Below are 22,862 nucleotides of genomic sequence, written 5' to 3'. Positions count from 1 at the left end.
CCTCACCCCTCCCGGAAGGAATAGCTTTTGCGGATCAGAATATACACAAAGAACGGTGCTCCGATAAGCGCAGTTACGATTCCAATGGGAAGCTCTGAATTCGGTACGGCAATTCTTGCAAATGTATCGGCCCAGATCATAAAAACCGCTCCTCCCATGGTGCATAACGGAGTCAGCCTCCGGTGGTCTGCTCCCACAACTGCTCTCGTAATATGAGGAATGATCAGTCCTACAAATCCAATAATGCCGCAGTAAGCCACCAAGACTCCGGTCAAAAGTGAGGCAGCCACCATATAGATTCTCCGGTAACGGGCCACAGGAATTCCAAGAGTAACGGCGGCTTCATCTCCTAGAAGCAGGGTATTCAAGGTCCTGTACTGAAAGAGAAAACCGATCAGGCACACAGCCGTTAATACCACCGGGAAGGCAATATTCTGCCACTTTGCACCTGCAAGAGATCCCATGGTCCAGAACTTTACGCTCTGCATTCCCTGAGCATCTCCTGCCATAAAAATAATGAAGTTACTAAGAGCATTGCACAGGGCATTGATTACCGTACCGGACAGCACCAGCTTAGAGCTTGTCATCTTACTTCCCATGGAAGCAAGCATCAAGACGCAAAAAGCCGCTCCCAGCGCACCTGCAAATCCCCAGAAGGAACTTGCGCTCACAGAAAGCCAGCTTAAGGAACCGATGCCAAGCATAATGGAAAAGGTGGCCCCCAAAGAGGCACCGGAAGAGATTCCAAGGATGTACGGCTCTGCCAGCGGATTTTGAACTGCTGCCTGCATGGCCATGCCGCAGAGAGACAGCCCTGCTCCTACTGCCGCTCCAAGCAGCACTCTTGGGAAACGAATCTCCCAAATGATATTTACCTCTGACAGTCGCCCGGTCAGAGATCCGCCTGTCTGTATCCCGAACAGCTTTTCAAGGAGAATGGCATAGGTATGAGACGGTGCGATCTTCATGGAACCAAAAGACATGGACAATACTACAGATAACAGGAGCACAAATACCATTCCTGCAAGCATCAGTAAAAATGCTTTTCTGCTCTTTTGATTTTCTAAGTATGCCTCTGAGATAGGTTGATTCAAAGAAAAAATCCTCCTTTTATTTTATTAGCCAAAACTAACCGTAGATAATTATAAGGAGTCTGTTACAGAATAGGAATAGAGAATTCTTTAAAGGCATGGACAATTATTAAAACAATACTGATAAAAAATATCAAATATTTTTCTCGCGTTGACTTCCCAAAATCCTGCCGCTATAATAATTAAAATGCGGACATATGAAAGAAAGGAGGCCCTCCATGTCCAATTTCCGTAACCAGCTGGCAGAAGAATATGCCAGGTTTCCATTGACAATTCTAAAGGCAGTTTCTTTTACAAAGCTGCCCGGACAAGCACCCGCCTCGTATGAAACCACACGAGCCGCTTTCATATTTCCCATAAGCGGCAAAGCCCGTATTTCCTTTGATTTTAAAGACTTCACCGCAGTACCGGGCAAAGTGATCCATGGATGTCCCGGAAAACAGCTTACCTTTCATGTGGAAGGAACGGAACCTTTCTGCCACATCAATCTCTATTACGATCCTTATGATCATATTCGCAGAGGAACAGACTTTATACACTCTGTGTACGAGCTTGATATCATGGATAAAGATGCGGTGACTCCCTGTCTGGAAGAGCTTTTAAAGCTTTCCCACTGTCCCGATATACGTTCCCGGTTTCGCATGAATTTTATGACACAGCAGCTCTTTGACGCACTGTTTTGTTCAGAGATCAGCAAACAGGAAGCCGAGGAATTGAACTTAATCCATGACTCCGCACAGTTTATCCGAAAACATTATAGGGAACCTTTGACTCTTTCGGACATTGCCCGTCATTTCCAAAAGAAACCAGAGCAGTTTTCTTATCTGTTCCATAAGGTGATGGGAATCCGTCCTATTGATTATCTGATTGAATACCGGCTGGAAACTGCCGCAGGACTATTAAGTGAAAACGGATACAGTGTCAGACAAGCAGCCGTATCTGTCGGTTATAAGGATGAGTTTTATTTCAGCAGGTTATTTAAAAAGCACATGGGGTTCGCTCCAAGCAGAATCAAAAGCGGAAGCTTAAAAGAAAGGAATGGGTTATGAATGCAGAAAAAAAAGAAGAAGAATTGACCTTCATAGAAACACAATGGGACAATCATAAATTATATGTATACCTGCCTCCCTCCTGGGAAAAGGACAAAAAACGCACATACCCCACCATCCTTGTTCAGGATGGGGACCAGGCACGCAAAGCGCTGGCCCCTATGAAAAAGGAGTTGGAAGCACTTTGGTCAAAAGGAACCGGAAGGGAATTTATATTGGTCATGATATGTCCTGTGGACCGGCTTTCTGAGTATACTCCATGGCCTGGTCCGGCTATGTCCCCCCGTTTTCCTGATTTTAAAGGAAACGGTAACCAGTATCTTGAATCCCTTAAAACAAGCCTTCTTCCCTGGCTTTGTAAGACCTATCAAACTGATATAAGAAACGTTTCTATGCTCGGCTACTCCCTGGGCGGTCTAATTGGAGTCTATGCTTTGACTATCCAAAACTGCTGGCGCCATGTAGCGGGAATCTGCAGTTCCTTTTGGTATCACGACTGGATCAGCTATTTGGAACGTAACTCCATCAGCGAAGAGACGCGTTCGATTTATCTGCACTATGGCACAGAGGAAGGAAAAGGCAAGACCGGCCCTATGGAAAAGGCTGCAGAACACGCAGCAAAAACCGGCCAGCTGCTGATAGAAAAATTTTCCGGAAAAGTTACGATCACCACGGATCAGGGGGGCCACCATTCTTATGCAGATCAGCGGTACAGAAATGGACTTTTATGGCTCAATGAAGAAATTGGAGCAGATATTTCAAACCAACCATAGTACCACAGGACAAAAAAAGCCGAAACCCTTAAAAACTAAGGGCTCGGCTTTTATTTTAATTAATTACTGAACGATTGTAGCAACTCTTCCTGAACCTACGGTACGTCCACCTTCACGGATAGCGAAACGGAGACCCTGCTCCATAGCTACTGGGTGAATCAGTTCAACAGTCATCTCTACGTTATCGCCAGGCATACACATCTCTGTGCCAGCTGGTAATTCGCAAACACCAGTAACGTCAGTTGTTCTGAAGTAGAACTGAGGTCTGTAGTTGTTGAAGAAAGGAGTATGACGTCCACCTTCATCTTTTGTTAAAACGTAAACCTGAGCTGTAAACTTACGATGGCAAGTTACAGAACCTGGTTTAACAAGACACTGTCCTCTTTCGATTTCGTTTCTCTGAACACCACGAAGTAATGCACCGATGTTATCACCAGCCTGTGCTTCGTCAAGTAACTTACGGAACATCTCGATACCAGTTACAACAACTTTACGTGTCTCTTCATGGATACCAACGATCTCAACTTCATCAGATACGTGTAATGTACCACGCTCTACTCTACCTGTAGCAACGGTACCACGGCCTGTGATAGAGAAAACGTCCTCGATTGGCATTAAGAATGGTTTGTCTGTTTCACGAACTGGATCTGGAACCCACTCGTCAACTGCATTCATTAATTCAAGGATCTTATCGCCCCAAGAGCTGGAAGGATCTTCAAGAGCCTTTAAAGCAGAACCCTGGATAATTGGTGTATCATCGCCTGGGAATTCATACTCGTTTAAGAGCTCGCGGATTTCCATATCTACTAATTCAAGTAACTCAGCATCGTCAACCATATCACATTTGTTCATGAATACAACGATGTAAGGAACGCCTACCTGACGGGAAAGAAGGATGTGCTCTCTTGTCTGAGCCATTACACCATCGGTAGCAGCTACAACTAAGATAGCGCCGTCCATCTGAGCAGCACCAGTGATCATGTTCTTAACGTAGTCAGCATGTCCTGGGCAGTCAACGTGTGCATAGTGTCTTTTTTCTGTCTCATACTCAACGTGAGATGTAGAAATTGTGATACCACGCTCTCTCTCTTCTGGAGCTTTATCAATGTTCTCGAAAGCTACTTCCTGACCTGTACCTAATCTTTCGTGAAGTGTCTTTGTGATAGCAGCTGTTAAAGTAGTTTTACCATGGTCAACGTGTCCGATGGTACCGATGTTACAATGGGTTTTGTTTCTTTCAAACTTAGCTTTAGCCATTTTATAACGTCCTCCTTAATTTATGCTCTTCCTGAGCTTTCATTTTATATGTTAGGCTGTTTTTTATTATATGCTATTTGTGCACTATTTTCAAGCCTATTTGACGGATTTCAGGCAGGCTGTGCTGCCTGAAATCCAGTGGAACCTGTTAGGAATTACTTATCCTTTTTTTCAGCAAGAACCTTTTCCTGTACGCTCTTCGGAACCTGCTCGTATTTCTCAAAGAACATAGAGAAATTACCACGTCCCTGAGTTCTGGAACGTAAGTCTGTGGAGTAACCAAACATCTCTGAAAGCGGTACATAAGCTTTTACCATCTTACCGCCTCCGATGTCTTCCATACCTTCGATACGGCCACGGCGTGAATTGATATCACCGATAACATCACCCATGTATTCTTCCGGCATCGTCACTTCTACCTTCATGATCGGTTCGAGAAGAATGGCACCGCCCTTAGTCATCGCTTCCTTAAATGCCATAGAACCGGCAATGTGGAATGCCATCTCACTGGAATCGACTTCATGGTAAGAACCATCGTATACAGTAGCTTTAACACCAACTACCGGGAATCCGCCAAGTACACCGGATTTTGTTGCTTCCTCAATACCTTCCCCAACTGCAGGAATGTATTCTTTCGGAATGGCACCGCCGACAACGGTAGACTCAAACTTAAAGAGTTCTTCGCCATTGGCATCCATCGGCTCAAAGCGAACCTTACAGTGTCCGTACTGTCCACGTCCACCAGACTGTTTTGCATACTTGCTGTCAACTTCTACAGTCTTTGTAAAGCTTTCCTTGTAAGCAACCTGAGGTGCACCAACGTTTGCTTCTACATTAAATTCACGAAGCAGACGGTCTACGATGATCTCCAGATGAAGCTCACCCATACCGGAAATAATAACCTGTCCAGTTTCCTGGTTGGTCTTTGCACGGAATGTAGGATCTTCTTCTGCAAGCTTTGCTAACGCTTCGCCCATCTTGCTCTGACCAGCTTTGGTCTTTGGCTCAATTGCGATATCAATAACAGGCTCTGGGAATTCCATGGATTCCAGAATTACCGGATGCTGCTCATCACAGATAGTATCACCTGTTGTAGTTACTTTAAAACCAACAGCAGCAGCGATATCACCGGAATATACCTTATCCAGCTCAGATCTCTTGTTTGCATGCATCTGAAGGATACGGCCTACACGCTCTTTTTTGCCTTTTGTTGCATTCAGCACGTAAGAACCGGAATTCATGATACCGGAATAAACACGGAAGAATGCCAGCTTACCTACGAACGGGTCTGTCATGATCTTAAATGCAAGAGCTGAAAATGGTTCATCATCGGAAGAATGTCTTTCGATTTCATTGCCGTCTAAATCAACACCCTTAATTGATGGGATATCGGTAGGAGCCGGCATATATTCAAGAATCGCATCAAGGAGCTTCTGTACGCCCTTGTTTCTGTAAGCACTTCCGCAGCATACAGGAATTGCCTGACAATTACAGGTTGCTTTTCTCAATGTTTTCTTTAACTCTTCTGTGGATGGCTCTTCCCCTTCCAGGTATGCCATCATCAAGTCATCATCTAACTCACAGATTTTTTCTACTAACTCTGCACGGTAAAGCTCCGCATCGTCTTTCATATCCTCAGGGATATCAACAATAGCGATGTCATCACCCTTGTCATCGTTGTAGATATATGCTTTCATCTCGAACAGATCAATGATTCCTTTGAATTCATCTTCTGCGCCGATTGGAAGCTGGATGCAGATTGTGTTCTTACCAAGACGGTTCTTGATCTGATCTACTGCACCGTAGAAGTTTGCACCCATGATATCCATCTTGTTGATGAATGCCATACGAGGTACGTTGTAGGTGTCAGCCTGACGCCATACGTTCTCGGACTGTGGTTCTACACCGCCCTTTGCACAGAATACGCCAACAGCGCCATCCAGTACACGTAAGGAACGTTCTACTTCTACTGTAAAGTCAACGTGTCCTGGAGTATCAATGATGTTGATACGATGTTCAGGAGCGCCTGGCTTTACTTTGTTGTTCTCATGCAATGTCCAGTGACAGGTAGTTGCAGCAGAAGTAATTGTAATACCTCTTTCCTGCTCCTGCTCCATCCAGTCCATGGTAGCAGTACCTTCATGAGTGTCACCAATTTTGTAATTTACGCCAGTGTAATAGAGGATACGCTCAGTCAATGTGGTTTTACCTGCATCGATGTGGGCCATGATACCAATATTTCTGGTTGTTTCCAACGGATATTCTCTTCCAGCCAAAGCTTTTTCCTCCTATTAGAATCTGTAATGAGCAAATGCCTTGTTTGCGTCAGCCATCTTGTGCATATCTTCTTTCTTCTTAACAGCTGCGCCAGTGTTATTAGCCGCATCTAAAAGCTCATTCGCAAGTCTCTCTTCCTGAGTCTTCTCGCCTCTCTTACGAGAGTACAGAGTGATCCATCTCAGGGCTAATGCCTGTCTTCTCTCTGGTTTAACCTCGATCGGCACCTGATAGGTAGCTCCACCGATACGTTTTGCCTTTACTTCAAGTACAGGCATGATGTTATTCATTGCTTCCTCGAATACTTCAACAGCTGGTTTTCCTGTCTTTTCTTCAATACGGCCAAATGCACCGTATACGATTTTTTGAGCAACACCCTTTTTACCATCATACATAATGTTGTTAATTAATTTTGTAACAACCTTATTGTTGTAAAGCGGATCTGCTAATACGTCTCTTTTTTGAGTATGTCCTTTACGTGGCACGTTACTTCCCTCCTTAATATCGCTGGCATTCCTGAACGGATTGTCCAGCCATTCATTAGATCCCAGGTACTCACAAACATTCCATTTGCGTTCGCGCTCGGTTTCTATATATAATCCTGCAACCTACAGGTTCAATATCTAAAGTCCGGCACTGAAATTCAAATGTGTGGTTCTAATTATTTTTTGTCTTTTGGTCTCTTAGCACCGTACTTGGAACGAGCCTGTTTTCTGTTAGCTACACCTGCAGTATCCAAAGTACCTCTGACGATATGGTATCTGGTACCTGGTAAGTCTTTTACTCTACCGCCACGAATCAAAACGACACTATGCTCCTGTAAGTTATGACCCTCACCTGGAATATAGCTTGTTACTTCGATACCGTTAGAAAGACGTACTCTGGCGATTTTTCTAAGAGCTGAGTTAGGCTTCTTAGGTGTTGCAGTCTTAACTGCTGTACAAACGCCTCTCTTCTGTGGAGCGGAAATATCAGTAGCCTTCTTCTGTAAGGAGTTATACCCCTTCTGAAGAGCAGGTGCTGTAGATTTCTTTTCGCTTGTCTGTCTTCCCTTTCTTACTAACTGGTTAAATGTTGGCATTCCATTCACCTCCTGTGATATTGTCTGTGGTTGCTGTCATCTTCAGCTTAATTTACGCACAAAAACATGACGCGTTTATGCACGCCTAATTATTATATACATATTGTTTTTTTTTGTCAAGGACTTCTTTTTTCGCCGGTTCTCTTTTAAAAAAACTCTGACAGGGAAGGCCCGTCAGAGCTTTTTTATTCTTATTCTTCTATTATATCTTCATCAATGGATAAAATCTCTTCCGCCTCTTCAAACTGGTCCTCGGATAATAAAATCTCATCATCTTCTGATAACAGGATCTCATCATCTTCTTCACAAGCAGCATCTGTACTTAAGTTAATTGTACGATAGCGCTTCATACCAGTACCGGCCGGAATCGGCTTACCGATGATAACATTTTCCTTGAGGCCGATTAAGTGATCCACCTTACCGTTGATGGCGGCTTCGGTCAGTACCTTTGTGGTCTCCTGGAAGGATGCTGCAGACAAGAAGGAGTCCGTAGCCAGAGATGCCTTTGTAATACCAAGCATCACCTGATTTCCTACTGCCGGTTCTTTGCCTTCTGCAAGAAGAGCCTCATTTAAATCATTGTAATCAAGTACGTCCATGGAGGTTCCGGGAAGAACTTCGCTGTCTCCGCTTTCCTCGATTTTGATTTTCTTAAGCATCTGTCTTACAATCATCTCAACGTGCTTATCATTGATTTCTACACCCTGTAAGCGGTAAACACGCTGTACTTCCTGGATCATATAATCCTGAACAGCACGAACGCCTTTGATCTTTAAGATATCGTGTGGATTTACACTACCTTCTGTCAGCTCATCACCAGCTTCCAGCACCTGGCCATCCTGAACCTTGATTCTGGACCCGTAAGGGATCAGATAGGTCTTGGAATTGCCGGTTTCATTGTCAGTAACAATGATTTCACGTTTTTTCTTTGTATCTTTAATGGTTACCACACCGCCGAACTCTGCGATGATGGCAAGACCCTTTGGCTTACGTGCCTCAAAAAGCTCCTCGACACGGGGAAGACCCTGTGTGATATCGCCGCCAGCAACACCGCCCGTATGGAAGGTACGCATAGTCAGCTGGGTTCCAGGCTCACCGATGGACTGGGCAGCAATAATACCAACTGCTTCGCCTACCTGCACCGGCTGGCCGGTCGCCATGTTGGCACCATAACATTTTGCACAAACACCCATATGGGATTTGCAGGTCAATACATTACGGATCTTGATTGAATCACGGCCGGTCTTCTCAAGCACTCTCATGACCATAGCGGCACGCTTGGGGGTACACATGTGGTTTGCTTTCACAATCACTTCACCGGTATCCGGGTCTGTGATGGTCTCTGCTATAAATCTTCCTGTGATACGCTCCTCCAGACCCTCAATGGTCTCCTGGCCGTCGGTAAATGCCTTGATCTCCATAAACGGAATATCCTTACCTTCACAGCAGTCGATCTCACGAATGATCATATCCTGGGAAACGTCTACCAGACGTCTGGTCAGATATCCGGAATCGGCGGTACGGAGCGCAGTATCGGAAAGTCCTTTACGGGCACCGTGGGCGGAGATAAAGTACTCCAATACGTCAAGACCTTCACGGAAGTTAGACTTAATAGGAAGTTCAATGGTGTGACCTGTTGTATCCGCCATAAGTCCACGCATACCTGCAAGCTGTTTGATCTGCTTATCAGAACCTCGGGCACCGGAATCCGCCATCATATAGATGTTGTTGTATTTATCCAGTCCAGTCAAAAGGTCATGGGTCAGCTGGTCATCCGTTACTTTCCATGTGTCAATAACTTCTTTATAACGCTCTTCCTCCGTAATCAAACCACGTCGGAAGTTCTTTGCAATCTGGTCAACCGTCGCCTGTGCGTCTGCAATCAGCTTCGGTTTGCTCTCCGGTACGGTCATATCGGAAATGGATACGGTCATAGCCGCTTTGGTGGAATATTTATAACCAATGGCTTTAATGTCATCCAAAGTCTCCGCTGTCTGAACTGCACCATGAACATTAATAACTTTTTCAAGAATCTGCTTTAACTGCTTTTTGCCTACATGGAAATCCACTTCCAGTAAAAGCTCATTGCCTTCCTTGGAACGGTCTACAAAACCAAGATCCTGAGGAACGATCTCATTGAAGATGAAACGTCCCACCGTAGATTCTACAACACCGCTCTTTACGGTACCGTCCGCCATTTTTTTAGAGACTCTGGCTTTAATTCTGGAATGAAGGGTAACTGCCTGGTTCTCGTAAGCAAGAATGGCTTCGTTTACGCTCTTAAATACCATTCCCTCTCCCTTTGCACCAGGACGCTCCTGGGTCAGGTAGTAGATACCAAGAACCATATCCTGGGAAGGAACAGCCACAGGCCCACCGTCGGAAGGCTTCAGCAGGTTGTTGGGAGATAACAGCAGGAAACGGCATTCTGCCTGTGCTTCTACGGAAAGAGGCAGATGAACCGCCATCTGGTCTCCATCAAAGTCGGCATTAAACGCAGTACATACCAGAGGATGAAGCTTAATCGCTTTACCTTCTACAAGAATGGGCTCAAAAGCCTGGATTCCCAGTCTATGAAGGGTAGGCGCACGGTTTAGCATAACCGGATGCTCTTTGATCACATCTTCCAGTACATCCCAGACTTCCGTCTGAAGACGCTCTACCATCTTCTTGGCATTCTTTATATTATGAGCGGTTCCGTTAGAAACCAGCTCCTTCATAACGAAAGGTTTGAATAACTCAATGGCCATCTCTTTGGGAAGACCGCACTGATAAATCTTAAGTTCCGGTCCAACCACGATAACAGAACGTCCGGAATAGTCTACACGCTTTCCTAAAAGGTTCTGACGGAAACGGCCCTGTTTTCCCTTTAACATATCAGAAAGGGATTTCAACGCACGGTTTCCTGGTCCGGTTACCGGTCTTCCACGTCTTCCGTTGTCAATCAGAGCATCGACTGCTTCCTGAAGCATACGCTTCTCGTTGCGCACGATAATGTCCGGAGCTCCAAGCTCTAACAGACGGGCAAGACGGTTGTTACGGTTGATGATTCTTCTATATAAATCATTTAAGTCAGAAGTAGCGAAGCGGCCGCCATCCAACTGTACCATCGGACGGATATCCGGAGGAATAACCGGAACAACGGTCATGATCATCCACTCCGGCAGGTTACCGGAATTGCGGAAGGCTTCTACCACTTCCAGTCTTTTGATAATTCTTGCACGCTTCTGTCCGGTGGCCTCCTTTAACCCTTTCTTCAACTCCTCAGAGTCCTTTTCAAGGTCAATGGACCGCAAAAGTTCCAGAACAGCTTCTGCACCCATCCCTACACGGAACGCGCCGTGGCCGTATTTTTCTGTTTCTTCCCGAAATTCTTTCTCTGATAAAACCTGCTTATACTGGAGTCCGGTATTTCCGGCATCCAGTACAACATAAGAAGCAAAATACAGCACCTTCTCTAAGGTTCTGGGAGAAATGTCGAGAATCAGACCCATACGGCTTGGAATACCCTTAAAATACCAGATATGGGATACAGGAGCAGCAAGCTGGATATGACCCATACGTTCTCTGCGGACACTGGCTTTTGTTACTTCAACGCCGCAGCGGTCACAGATAACGCCTTTATAACGGATCTTTTTATATTTTCCACAATGACATTCCCAGTCCTTGCTCGGTCCAAAAATACGTTCGCAGAACAGACCGTCTTTTTCCGGCTTTAAAGTTCTGTAGTTGATCGTCTCAGGCTTTTTCACTTCCCCATGGGACCATTCCAGAATCTTTTCCGGAGATGCCAGACCGATCTTGATGGCATCAAATGTCATTGGGTGGTAAGTTTCATTATTCTCAGGCATGAGCGGTTCTCCCTTCTATTATTCTTCGTCCAATTCGTCTGAATCGTCAATATCCGGCTCATCGAAATCCTCAAAAGAATCGTCGACACTGTCTTCAGCCTCATCTTCACTGACAGTTACCAGTTCCTCATCCTTAAATTCCTGCTTTTGATAGCCGAAATCACTAAAGGATTCTTCATCCCGGTAACGTCTATCGCCCTCAATGATGGCTCTTAAATCTGTTTCTTCGTAGTCCAGGCTCTCCGCAATCTGAACTTCCGTATTATCATCACGCAGCACTCTTACATCCAGTGCCAGTGACTGAAGTTCCTTTAACAATACCTTAAAGGATTCCGGAATTCCCGGCTCAGGGATATTCTCACCCTTGATAATCGCCTCGTAAGTCTTCACACGGCCTACCACATCATCGGATTTCACAGTCATGATCTCCTGCAGTGTGTAGGAAGCACCATAAGCCTCCAAAGCCCAAACCTCCATCTCTCCGAAACGCTGTCCGCCGAACTGGGCTTTACCGCCCAGAGGCTGCTGGGTAACCAGAGAGTATGGTCCTGTGGAACGGGCATGGATTTTATCGTCAACCAGATGGTGGAGTTTCAGATAGTGCATGTGCCCAATGGTAACCGCACTGTCAAAATACTCACCCGTACGTCCGTCACGAAGGCGGACCTTACCGTCACGGTTAATCGGAACACCTTTCCATAATTCCTTATGGTCTAAGTGTTCGCCAAGGTACTCAATGACTTCCGGCTTTAATGTATCTTTATATTTTTCCTGGAAATCAGGCCAGCTCATGTTTACATAATCATTGGCCACATCCAGAGTATCCATAATATCAATCTCGTTGGCACCGTCAAATACCGGAGTGGATACATTGAATCCCAACGCTCTTGCAGCAAGGCTTAAATGAATCTCAAGAACCTGCCCGATGTTCATACGGGAAGGTACGCCCAGAGGATTCAATACAATATCAAGCGGGCGGCCATTGGGAAGGAACGGCATATCTTCCACCGGAAGCACACGGGAAACAACACCCTTGTTACCATGACGTCCAGCCATCTTATCGCCCACAGAAATCTTTCTTTTCTGAGCAATGTAAATGCGGACGGTCTCGTTGACACCAGGGGAAAGTTCATCGCCGTTTTCTCTTGTAAATACTTTTGCATCAACAATGATACCATAAGCACCATGAGGTACCTTTAAGGAGGTATCACGGACCTCTCTTGCCTTTTCACCGAAAATGGCGCGGAGCAGTCTCTCTTCTGCGGTCAGCTCAGTCTCTCCCTTTGGAGTTACCTTTCCGACAAGGATATCACCGGCACGAACCTCTGCACCGATACGAATAATTCCTCTTTCATCAAGATCCTTTAACGCATCTTCACCGACACCAGGCACGTCACGGGTAATCTCTTCCGGTCCCAGCTTGGTATCACGGGCTTCTGCTTCGTATTCTTCAATATGAACGGAGGTATAAACATCTTCCTGCACCAGTCTTTCGCTTAAAAGAACCGCATCCTCGTAGTTATAACCTTCCCAGGTCATGAATCCGATAAGAGGATTCTTACCGAGAGCGATCTCACCGTTCTGTGTGGAAGGTCCGTCAGCAATTACTTCGCCTTTGTTCACGTGGTCGTTCTTAAACACGATAGGCTTCTGGTTGTAGCAGTTGGACTGGTTGCTTCTCTTAAACTTGGTCAGACGGTACACATCTTTTCCGCCGTCAGAGTCTCTTTTAATAATGATCTCATTGGAAGCGGAACGTTCCACCACACCAGAGTTTCTTGCAACAACGCAGACACCGGAGTCAACCGCTGCTTTGGCTTCCATACCGGTTCCTACAACAGGAGCATCGGTGGTCAAAAGCGGTACGGCCTGACGCTGCATGTTGGAACCCATAAGCGCACGGTTCGCATCATCATTCTCAAGGAAAGGAATCATGGCGGTAGCAACGGAGAATACCATCTTCGGAGAAACGTCCATTAAATCAATGTTCTTTCTCTGGAATTCGGAAGTCTCTTCCCGGAAACGTCCGGAAATATTCTTATGGATGAAATGGCCTTCTTCATCGAGAGGCTCATTCGCCTGAGCAACTACGAAATTATCTTCTTCGTCAGCAGTCAGATAAACAACTTCATCGGTAACGACCGGGTTCTGGGCATCTGTTTTATCCACCACGCGGTAAGGAGCCTCTACGAAGCCATACTGGTTTACTCTTGCATAGGTTGCAAGGGAGTTGATCAGACCGATGTTCGGACCTTCCGGTGTCTCGATCGGACACATACGCCCGTAATGGGTATAGTGAACATCTCGAACCTCGAATCCGGCACGGTCTCTGGAAAGACCGCCAGGACCCAGGGCAGATAAACGTCTCTTATGAGTCAGCTCTGCAAGCGGGTTGTTCTGATCCATGAACTGAGACAGCTGGGAACTTCCGAAGAATTCCTTCACCGCTGCGGTCACCGGTTTAATATTAATTAAGGACTGGGGGGTAATGCCATCCATATCCTGTGTTGTCATTCGTTCCCGAACCACTCTCTCCATTCTGGAAAGACCGATCCGGTACTGATTCTGTAAAAGTTCTCCTACGGCACGGATTCTACGATTTCCCAAATGGTCAATGTCGTCAGCTGTACCGACTTCTTGTTCCAAATGCATGTTATAGTTGATGGAAGCAAGAATGTCTTCCTTTGTCACGTGCTTGGGAATGAGCTCGTTGATATTCCTGTGGATCGCCTTTTTAACAGCCTCTTCGTCTTCGCTGCCAACTTCTGCCAGAATTTTTTCGAGTGCAGGATAGAATACTAATTCTGTAACACCTGCTTCCTTCGGGTCAAAATTCACATGAGCGGCTAAATCGACCATTAAGTTGGAAAGAACCTTCTGTTTGCGCTCCAAACCTTCCAGCCATACGAACGGAACAGCTGCATTCTGAATGTCCTCTGCAAGCTGCTTGTCTACTGTAGTTCCAGCCTGAGCGAGGATCTCGCCAGTTGTGGTATCCACAACATCCTCAGCCAGAACATGGCCTGTAATACGGTTTTTAAAATGAAGCTTTTTATTGAATTTATATCTTCCGACCTTGGCAAGATCGTATCTTCTAGGGTCGAAGAACATACTATTTAACAAACTTTCAGCACTATCAACAGATAAAGGTTCACCTGGGCGGATCTTCTTATATAACTCTAATAAGCCATCCTGGTAATTATCTGAAGTGTCTTTACCAAAGCTGGCTAATAATTTCGGCTCTTCACCGAACAGATCAATGATCTCTGCATTGGTACCATAACCAAGTGCACGAATCAGTACGGTTACCGGAACCTTTCTGGTTCTGTCTACACGCACGTAGAAGATGTCATTGGAGTCTGTTTCATACTCCAGCCACGCACCACGGTTCGGAATTACCGTACAGGCATAAAGTTCCTTACCTACCTTGTCGTGTTCGATACCATAATATATACCTGGGGAACGTACCAACTGGCTTACAATAACTCGTTCGGCACCGTTAATCACGAAGGAACCGGTATCCGTCATAAGCGGAAGATCACCCATGAAGATCTCATGTTCATTAATTTCATCTTTATCTTTATTGCAAAGCCTTACCTTTACCTTTAAAGGAGCCGCATAGGTTGCATCTCTTTCCTTGCATTCTTCTATTGTGTACTTGATATCGTCTTTACATAATGTAAAGTCAACAAACTCAAGACTCAGGTGTCCTGCAAAGTCTGCAATCGGAGAGATGTCTTCAAAGACTTCCTTCAATCCTTCATCAAGGAACCACTGATAGGAGTTCTTTTGAATCTCAATCAGGTTCGGCATCTCAAGCACTTCTTTTTGTCTTGAGAAACTCATTCTCAGGCTCTTACCGGCTGGGACCGGACGCATTCTGCTTTTCTCCATTGACGTTTCACCCCTGTTTTCTTTCTAATCGTTTCTGTTTTGGGCATAAATGTCCCTACAAGGCACACATAGCCACAATAGTGCACATTCCATAATATCATAGTGTTGTCAAGGTGTCAAGCATTTTTTGCTTGTATTTCCCAATAAAATGTGATATACTATTGCAGATAGGCCCAATTTACAAAATGAACTATTGGAGGTATTCCCGGTGAGCACATTTTTAAACGTATTAATCGTGATTCTTTTCATCGTAGTTGTGGCTCTGGCAGTCCTTTATTTTCTCGGTAAGAAGCTGGAGAAGCGGCAGGTGGAACAGCAGCAGGCATTAGAAGCTGCAGCACAAACCGTTTCTATGCTGGTCATTGATAAGAAGAAGATGAAACTAAAAGACGCAGGGCTTCCTAAGATCGTGTATGAACAAACACCCAAGTACATGCGCAGAACGAAACTGCCAATCGTAAAGGCCAAGGTTGGTCCAAAGGTTATGACTCTGATTGCTGATGCCAAGGTATTTGAAGTGCTTCCGGTTAAAACAGAGGCTAAGGTTGTGATAAGCGGTATTTACATAACCGAAATAAAAAGCCTTCGAGGGAAAGCGATCCCGGCAGCACCGAAAAAGAAGAAGTTTTTGGACAGGTTTAAGAAGAATCAAAAATAGAATATTGTTGAGATGTTCCTTCGAGAACACCGGAGTGCCATGGGATATGGAGCTTCCGGTGTTTTTTTATTTCAGACCATGATGAATAAAAGGCCTTATTGAATCTGTTTATCAATGATAGACTGCTCTGTTTTTAATTTGATGGGGTCTATGGGACTGAGTTGTTTCTTCTATATTAATGCAAATATTTTTCGATAAGAACCGCCGGCAATCCAGATGATTCTGCAAAAAAACATCTGAATATTGTTGCGGCTGCCGTCGATTTACTGCTTGCAAGAAAAATCTAAATAATGATAAAAATCACTTTTTACTCCCGGAGGACTGTAAGGTTCAACATGAAACCAATCTGTATGTCCATAATACATGTGAAACATATCATTCTATCAACAAGATGACTTCTATCTGTATATAATTTCTTTTTTAGTTTCCTGCATATATACATATTATCTAAAAGTAAATTAAAAATAGCATCTGCATTTTTATTAATTCAGATATTTTAAAAAATAATCAAAAATACACTTGACATTTTAATTGTACATGATATAATCATGCTATAGATAAGTTAGTTTTAACTAACCACTACAAAATACAAACAATTTCTTATTTTAGATAAATTGAAAGGAGTACTTATTATGTACAATCAAATTAAACTTCCATATGCTTATGACGCTTTAGAACCACATATCGACGCTCTCACAATGGAGACTCACTACTCCAAGCACCATGCAGCTTATACAAAAAATTTAAATGATGCCGTTCAGAAAGCGGGCATTGAAGAAAAGGAAATCACTTCTCTTCTCTCTTCTCTGGACAGCATCGCTGATGAAGCGGTTCGTAAAGCCATTCGCAACAATGGCGGCGGTTTCTATAACCACAACCTGTATTTCTCCACCATGAGCCCTGACGGAGGCGGACAGCCCCAGGGAACACTTGGACGTGAGTTGGAAAAAACATTCGGCAGCTTCTCAGAATTCCAGGCTGGATTAAGCAATTTGGCTGCAGGACAGTTCGGGTCCGGCTGGGGCTGGTTATCCGCTAACCGAGACGGCAAACTGATCCTTTCCTCCAGTGCAAACCAGGACAACCCTCTCATGGAGGGCAACGGCTTTGTTCCAATCCTTGGAATCGACGTTTGGGAACATGCTTATTATCTAAAGTATAAGAACTTAAGAGCCGACTATATCAAAGCATTCTTCGATGTAATTGACTGGAAGGCGGTCGCTGAAAATTATGATAAAGTGATCGGCGGTTAATAAAAAAACGTTGTTATCAAAGAAGGAAGGGTTGCCGCAAAAATAACTGATTTATGGTTATTAAGCAGCACCTTTCCTTTTCAGCTTTTTAACATAGAGAAGGGCCGCTGCTCCATAAGTAATCTCTTACTTATGGAGCAGCGGCCCTTCTCTTAATTTAGCAGACGGATATCGGCAGTTGCCTTGGAATGGATATCAAGATCTATATCACATTCCGAGACATGCTGATAATTAATGTCCAGGGTATAAGCTACGTGGACTTTTAAGCGGTCTTCTTCTTCAATTATCTCTATGTCATTGGTGCTGATCCCTATCATGAGTTCGCCGTAGGGAGTCGCATAGCAGGCAATATTCTTTTTCTCTTTTTCAAATGTCATATGAACGCTGGAACTTCCGCGTTTTATGATATCAAGGCCGGTGGGGCTGATTTTAACGGTATTCTTTATCACACCTTCAAACCCTTCCTGGATCTCATCATATAGAATGTAGTGGTTGCCGTTTCTTAAAAAATAATCTCCTGTGGTGATCATCTCAACCGTTTGATTATCTTCTTCTGCAATCTGCATCCCGCTGATGCTGATCAGAACATCTCTTGTCATAGTATACTCCTTTAGAACTGTTCGATATTTATCTGTTTTGTCTCTTTTACCTGTCCCGGAAGAATAGAGGCTGCAAAATTTGTAAAGTTTTCTGCGAGATCGCTGACATAAAAGCGGTATTTGTCCTGGGATTGGTCTTTTACTTCACACATCAGACTGTTATCTGTCAGAACCTGCTTTAATTCCAATGCTGTTTCGTATGCAGGGTTCACAAGATTTACTTCCGGTCCCATAACACGCCCCACGGTAGAACGCAAAAGGGGATAATGGGTGCACCCCAGTACCAGTGTATCTATAAATTTTCCTTTTAATTCACTTAAATATCTGGAAGCGATTTCATCGGTAACCGTATCATGAAGCAAGCCTTCTTCCACCAGCGGAACGAACAGCGGACAGGCTTTTCCGATTACTTCGATATCCTTTTTCATTGCCTGCATTACCTTGGTATAAACACCGCTGCGTATGGTTCCTTCTGTTCCAATGATTCCTATTTTATTATTCCGGGTAGATTCTACTGCGGTTTTGGCACCTGCATGGATCACGCCGATAATGGGGACGGACAGCTCTTTTTCCACCGTCTCCAATGCAAACGCAGTGGCCGTATTACAGGCAATCACAATGGCTTTTACATCCTGAGCCATTAAAAAGCGGATATTCTGCCGGGTATAGCGGAGGATGGTATCTCTGGACTTTGAGCCGTATGGAAGCCTGGCCGTATCTCCAAAATAGATGATTCTTTCATCCGGAATCTGTCTCATGATCTCACGGACCACCGTAAGACCGCCTACGCCGGAATCAAAAACGCCGATGGGCGAATTTCTGTCTGCCATTTCATTACTCCTTTATCACTGGCCCCGGACCATAGCATATTCCATCAACCGGTCAACCAGCTCTTCCTTTGTTACTCCCGCTGCCTCCCAAAGCATGGGATACATGCTGATGGCGGTAAAGCCGGGCATGGTATTGATTTCGTTAAATATCACACTTCCGTCTTCTTTTACAAAAAAGTCCACTCTCGCCAGCCCAAAGCCGTCAACGGCCTGGAATACCAGTTTTGCAGCATTCCTTACTTTTTCGGCTGCCCCGTGGGGAAGCTTAGGATTTACCACCGTTTTGGAGTCAGAATTATAATACTTGGCATCAAAATCATAAAATTCTGCCGCTGCAAGGATCTCTCCAACTCCGGAAGCCTCTGCAAGCGTATTTCCTCCGCCCAATACGGCACATTCAATCTCCCTGCCTACGATCATTTCCTCTACCAGGATCTTGCGGTCATGCTCTCCTGCTAAAACAAGAGCAGCCTTCAATTCTTCCCGGTTATCCGCACGGCTGACCCCTTTGGAGGACCCTGCATTGGAGGGCTTTACAAATACCGGATAGGTAAATTTCTCCTCCACCTTTTTTACAATTGGCTCCAGATCATTTAATTCATGACGCATCACTGCTATGTAATCCGCCTGTTTGACTCCCAAATCATCTACAATGATCTTTGTATATAATTTATCCATGGATACTGCCGATGCCAGCACTCCGCAGCCCACATATGGAATACCTGCCAGCTCCAAAAGCCCCTGAATGGTTCCGTCTTCTCCGAATAATCCGTGAAGCACAGGGAATACCACATCAGCTTTTACATACTCTGCTTTTTGTCCATCTAATAAAATCACACTTTTCATGGTAGCATCCGGTGATAAAACTGCGGATATTTTTCCGTTTTTCCAGCTTCCGTCCTCAATCTCTTTGACGGAATCCGTTTTGATCCAGTGTCCTTCCTCTGTAATTCCGATGATAAGTAAATCATATTTCTCTCTATTGATATGGTTAATGACATTGATGACCGACATGCAGGAAACAACATGCTCTGACGACTGGCCGCCAAATAGTACAACCGCATTCTTTTTTCCCATTTTTTTCTCCTCAACAATTTCTTGAATTAACAGCGTTTATATTATAGCACATATGGTTACAATTACAAATAGATTCATGAAAAAAGGAGAACCCCCTATGAAACAGAAACGTGATTTATTCTTATGTATTACATGCTTATTGCTTGCACTTTTATTTACCATGGCAGAAGGAAGAAGCGCTGATGAAGCACTGGCGGCACGTATCGCACCGGAAATCCTGCGTTTTCACGTCCTGGCAAACAGTGACAGCACAGACGACCAGAATTTGAAATTAAAAGTACGCACCATGCTCTTAAACACAATATATGAGGAAATGGGAGAGAATGCATCATTAGAGGAAACAAAAACTTATGTCCGGTCCCATAAGGACAGACTGGAAGAAAAAGCGGAAATGTACATGAGAACTCTGGGATATGATTATCCCGCACATATGGAACTGACCAACACTTACTTTCCTACCAAAACCTATGGCGATATGGTCTTCCCCTGCGGCAATTATGAAGCAGTCAGGGTAAAAATAGGCGAAGGCAAAGGCCACAACTGGTGGTGTGTCCTTTATCCTCCGCTCTGCTTTGTGGATTCCTCTTATGCTGTGGTTCCCGATACGTCCAAAGAAATACTGCGGGAATCCATTGATGCTTCCGATTATAAAAAATTAAATAAAGAAAGTCCGAAAATCCATATCCGTTTAAAATTAATTGATTTGCTGCAAAAGGATAAGAAACCTATTGCTGCGAATCCGAAATAACTCCTTTTACCGCCCACTGATAGGTGGTGTAAGCCTGATATAAGTCTGAGTAAGCACTCTCTTTGTTCCCTTCTGCCTGCAGAAACGCCATCTGGGACTGAAGGTAAGCGATTTTGTTTAATATGCCTAACTGGAAGGAACGTTCTGCTTTGCCCTGATCCAGAACGGCCTTGTCATAGGCAGTACATGCTGCCTCATAGGCAGTTTTCGCCTGTTTGACGGCCTGGTAATAAGCCTGCATGGTAACTGCCACTCCCTGCTCTCCCTCAGAAACACTATCCTGTTTGTTCTTCATTCCGGTAGTGGTCTTGTTGGAAGGAGCTCGGCGCAGATTAATCAAAGTATAATTGTTGCCAATGGCTTTTGCCGTATCGGCTTCCAGATCAAGGGAAGCGATCACCTGCATATCCAGTTCGGGAAGACCTCCGATCTCAGGAACTTTATCGGCCGAATAGCCGGTCATAAGGCCAAGAGAACGTCTTAAATCATCAATGGTATGATCCAGGCTTAAAAGAGAGGATTGTGCGGAAAGCACCTCCTTTTGAGCTGCCAAAACATCGGTTTGTGTTGCCGTTCCGATCTGCTGGCCTAATTTCTGCGCCTCATAAGCCAAATTGCTTATTTCGGCTGCCTTCTGCAGCAGTGCCCGGTTTGCAACAGCACTGTTGTATCCGATCATGACCTGGTCGGCAAAATACTCGTACTGCCTGGTGACTTGTGTGATGGAAAAATTGATCTTTGAATTAGGCTGTTTGAGCTTTTTGAGAGTTCGCTGCATGGCATCAGCATTGGATCTTAAACTCTTGACCGTACCTTCATAGACCATGTAGAGCGGTACTCCATTCTCATCTGTCACTCCGGTATTTTTAAGTGCTTTTGCCTGCTCCTCAAGTGCTTCAATGTCGTTTTTCGTCTCAATGCCTCTCATTGCACCATAGATGTACTCTGCATTCTCCACATTCTGATAGATGGAATCCACGGTATTTTGCAAGTCCGGATTAAAATATCTTACCAAATTTGAAAGTTCATCGAACTCAATCTTCTGATCATTCAATTTGCTCCACTGTTCTGTTGTGATTCCTTCTGGAATGGGTTTTTCTGCCTGACCCGGCCCAACGGCTCCATAAGCAGGAAGAACGGTGGAAACAGCAAGTACTGCGGCCAGACAAACCGGCCAAACTTTTTTATTTCTCATATTATCAGCCTCCTGCCGAAGCAAGCCCATTTACTGCGTTGTCATAGGTCTGGATTGCCTGGAACAGGGTAAGCTGTGCTTTTTTCACAGCGATGTTCTTTGTATTAAACGTGTTCTTCTGCCTCATGTAATCCAATCTGCTCAACGATCCAACGGCTTGTTTTCGTTCCGCGGTATCCATGTTTTTGCTTTCCAGCTCAAGCTCTGCAACGGCCTGCTCATAAGAAGCCTTAGCCTGTAAAACTGCCTGATAGTTCTTTACAAGGTCCGAATTAATGTTTTGCTCATTGCTTGATATGGTACGGGTCAACGTGCTTTTTGTAATGTCTGCCATTGCATTTTCAAGCTTCCGTTTATTGATTTTTAATGTGTAATTATTGGAAAGAGCAGCTTCTTTGTCAGCTTCCGGATTCATGGCTGCAATCCGTTCCATATCGACCTTTGGAATATCGCGGATCTCTGGAGAATCGCTGTATTTCCAGCCCAGCATGATACAAAGCTTTTGTCTTGTCTCTTCCACAGAACCCGTTAATTTTTCAATTGCTGCCTGGGTTGTCTGAATGCTCTGCTTTGCAGCCAGAACATCTGACTGGGTAGCCATCCCCGCGCTTTGCTTTACAAGGGTGGACTGATACTGGGCTTCTAAAAATTCCAGACTATCCTTTGCAGACTGCAGTTCTAATAACTGCTGAAAGTAAGATATCATTGATGACTGGGCCGTTGCTACCAGATTGGCTTCCTGCTGATCGTAAGTCAGCTGGTATACAGTCAAATCCTCTACATTCTTATCGGCATTCTCATCAGCCTGTGCCGCTGCAACTGCATTATTGGCATCGGCAATTGCATTGTCGCCGGTAATCGCACTACGGGCATCACTGGCTGCATCCCGGTAATACTGGGCAAACTCATCCCTGGTGACTCTGTCATCTTTTTTCTTATCATTGATATCCAGCTGGTTTTTCTGAACCGTCACATTGTATTCATGAATCAGGCCTGACAGTTCATCGTATTCCAGAACATTATCTCTAAGCTTTGCCCATTCTTCCGGAGTTCTTGCAAATTCCGGACTGCCGGCCCACACAGTGGCCGCCGGTCCGGAAACAGCAAGGACTGCCGTCAGACAACATGCAGCGATCTGTTTCCATTTTCTCATCCTTAATCCTCCTTATCTGGTAATTTCTATCATACCATAAATCACATGTCACCAACGAGCCACTTTCTTCCAAATT

General features: G+C 44.7%; 17 protein-coding genes. 5 read left to right on the top strand and 12 right to left on the bottom strand.

Going from position 1 to position 22,862, the window contains the following annotated elements; genetic code table 11:
• Positions 1 to 2: 2 nt before the first annotated feature.
• Entirely contained in the window at positions 3 to 1,094 is a 1,092-nt protein-coding gene (locus tag VIG27_RS02425) for a FecCD family ABC transporter permease (RefSeq protein ID WP_394524933.1), read from the bottom strand.
• A 215-nt stretch (positions 1,095 to 1,309) separates the two neighbouring features.
• On the opposite strand from VIG27_RS02425, the gene VIG27_RS02420 reads away from it, so the two are divergent.
• Complete coding sequence (locus VIG27_RS02420; protein ID WP_394524932.1) at positions 1,310 to 2,140, top strand: helix-turn-helix transcriptional regulator; 831 nt, start codon at positions 1,310 to 1,312, stop codon at positions 2,138 to 2,140.
• Entirely contained in the window at positions 2,137 to 2,913 is a 777-nt protein-coding gene (locus VIG27_RS02415) for an alpha/beta hydrolase (protein ID WP_394524931.1), read from the top strand. Before VIG27_RS02420 ends, VIG27_RS02415 begins: the two co-directional genes overlap by 4 nt.
• Positions 2,914 to 2,976: 63 nt before the next feature.
• Here VIG27_RS02415 and tuf read toward each other — a convergent pair whose 3' ends face one another.
• From tuf to VIG27_RS02385, 6 genes are all read right to left on the bottom strand, one after another.
• Positions 2,977 to 4,170 carry an elongation factor Tu gene (gene tuf / locus VIG27_RS02410; protein ID WP_394524930.1) on the bottom strand — a complete coding sequence of 398 codons (1,194 nt, stop codon included), beginning with the start codon at positions 4,168 to 4,170 and terminating at the stop codon, positions 2,977 to 2,979.
• A gap of 155 nt (positions 4,171 to 4,325) precedes the next feature.
• Positions 4,326 to 6,446 (bottom strand): elongation factor G, encoded by a 2,121-nt coding sequence (fusA, locus tag VIG27_RS02405; protein WP_394524926.1) that lies wholly within the window; start codon positions 6,444 to 6,446, stop codon positions 4,326 to 4,328.
• A 15-nt stretch (positions 6,447 to 6,461) separates the two neighbouring features.
• Entirely contained in the window at positions 6,462 to 6,932 is a 471-nt protein-coding gene (rpsG, locus tag VIG27_RS02400; protein WP_394524924.1) for a 30S ribosomal protein S7, read from the bottom strand.
• Between the two features lie 176 nt (positions 6,933 to 7,108).
• A complete protein-coding gene (rpsL, locus tag VIG27_RS02395) occupies positions 7,109 to 7,528 on the bottom strand; it encodes a 30S ribosomal protein S12 (protein WP_024834853.1) in 420 nt (139 codons plus the stop codon).
• Between the two features lie 191 nt (positions 7,529 to 7,719).
• Positions 7,720 to 11,379 carry a DNA-directed RNA polymerase subunit beta' gene (gene rpoC / locus VIG27_RS02390; RefSeq protein ID WP_394524921.1) on the bottom strand — a complete coding sequence of 1,220 codons (3,660 nt, stop codon included), beginning with the start codon at positions 11,377 to 11,379 and terminating at the stop codon, positions 7,720 to 7,722.
• An 18-nt stretch (positions 11,380 to 11,397) separates the two neighbouring features.
• Positions 11,398 to 15,273, bottom strand: a complete 3,876-nt coding sequence (locus VIG27_RS02385) for a DNA-directed RNA polymerase subunit beta (RefSeq protein WP_394524918.1) — start codon at positions 15,271 to 15,273, stop codon at positions 11,398 to 11,400.
• Positions 15,274 to 15,481: 208 nt separating this feature from the next.
• Between VIG27_RS02385 and VIG27_RS02380 the strand changes: the two genes are divergently transcribed.
• Together VIG27_RS02380 and VIG27_RS02375 are read left to right on the top strand one after the other, a co-directional pair.
• Positions 15,482 to 15,931 carry a hypothetical protein gene (locus VIG27_RS02380; protein ID WP_394524915.1) on the top strand — a complete coding sequence of 150 codons (450 nt, stop codon included), beginning with the start codon at positions 15,482 to 15,484 and terminating at the stop codon, positions 15,929 to 15,931.
• 632 nt (positions 15,932 to 16,563) lie between these two features.
• Positions 16,564 to 17,184: a superoxide dismutase gene (locus tag VIG27_RS02375; RefSeq protein WP_394524913.1), complete on the top strand. Its 621-nt coding sequence runs from the start codon at positions 16,564 to 16,566 to the stop codon at positions 17,182 to 17,184.
• A gap of 152 nt (positions 17,185 to 17,336) precedes the next feature.
• Here VIG27_RS02375 and VIG27_RS02370 read toward each other — a convergent pair whose 3' ends face one another.
• The 3 genes from VIG27_RS02370 to VIG27_RS02360 are packed head-to-tail and all read right to left on the bottom strand — an operon-like array spanning position 17,337 to position 19,690.
• A complete protein-coding gene (locus VIG27_RS02370) occupies positions 17,337 to 17,783 on the bottom strand; it encodes a DUF1934 domain-containing protein (RefSeq protein WP_394524911.1) in 447 nt (148 codons plus the stop codon).
• 11 nt (positions 17,784 to 17,794) lie between these two features.
• On the bottom strand, positions 17,795 to 18,613 hold the full coding sequence (gene murI / locus VIG27_RS02365) for a glutamate racemase (RefSeq protein WP_394524908.1): 819 nt from the start codon (positions 18,611 to 18,613) through the stop codon (positions 17,795 to 17,797).
• Positions 18,614 to 18,628: 15 nt separating this feature from the next.
• Entirely contained in the window at positions 18,629 to 19,690 is a 1,062-nt protein-coding gene (locus VIG27_RS02360) for a D-alanine--D-alanine ligase family protein (protein WP_394524906.1), read from the bottom strand.
• Between the two features lie 97 nt (positions 19,691 to 19,787).
• Between VIG27_RS02360 and spoIIR the strand changes: the two genes are divergently transcribed.
• Positions 19,788 to 20,438, top strand: coding sequence for a stage II sporulation protein R (spoIIR, locus tag VIG27_RS02355; RefSeq protein WP_394524903.1), 651 nt, complete (start codon positions 19,788 to 19,790; stop codon positions 20,436 to 20,438).
• Here spoIIR and VIG27_RS02350 read toward each other — a convergent pair.
• Both VIG27_RS02350 and VIG27_RS02345 read right to left on the bottom strand, forming a co-directional pair.
• The gene (locus VIG27_RS02350) at positions 20,416 to 21,633 is read right to left on the bottom strand and encodes a hypothetical protein (protein ID WP_394524901.1); all 1,218 of its coding nucleotides are present in this window, start codon (positions 21,631 to 21,633) and stop codon (positions 20,416 to 20,418) included. The two genes, spoIIR and VIG27_RS02350, sit on opposite strands and share 23 nt — an antisense overlap.
• 4 nt (positions 21,634 to 21,637) lie before the next feature.
• Complete coding sequence (locus VIG27_RS02345; protein WP_394524899.1) at positions 21,638 to 22,786, bottom strand: TolC family protein; 1,149 nt, start codon at positions 22,784 to 22,786, stop codon at positions 21,638 to 21,640.
• Positions 22,787 to 22,862 lie beyond the last annotated feature (76 nt).

It is taken from the genome of Lacrimispora sinapis, assembly GCF_043633585.1.
Lineage (GTDB): Bacteria > Bacillota > Clostridia > Lachnospirales > Lachnospiraceae > Lacrimispora > Lacrimispora sinapis.
The sequence above is the reverse complement of the archived record's forward strand: the minus strand, read 5'-3'. Positions and strand labels throughout refer to the sequence as shown.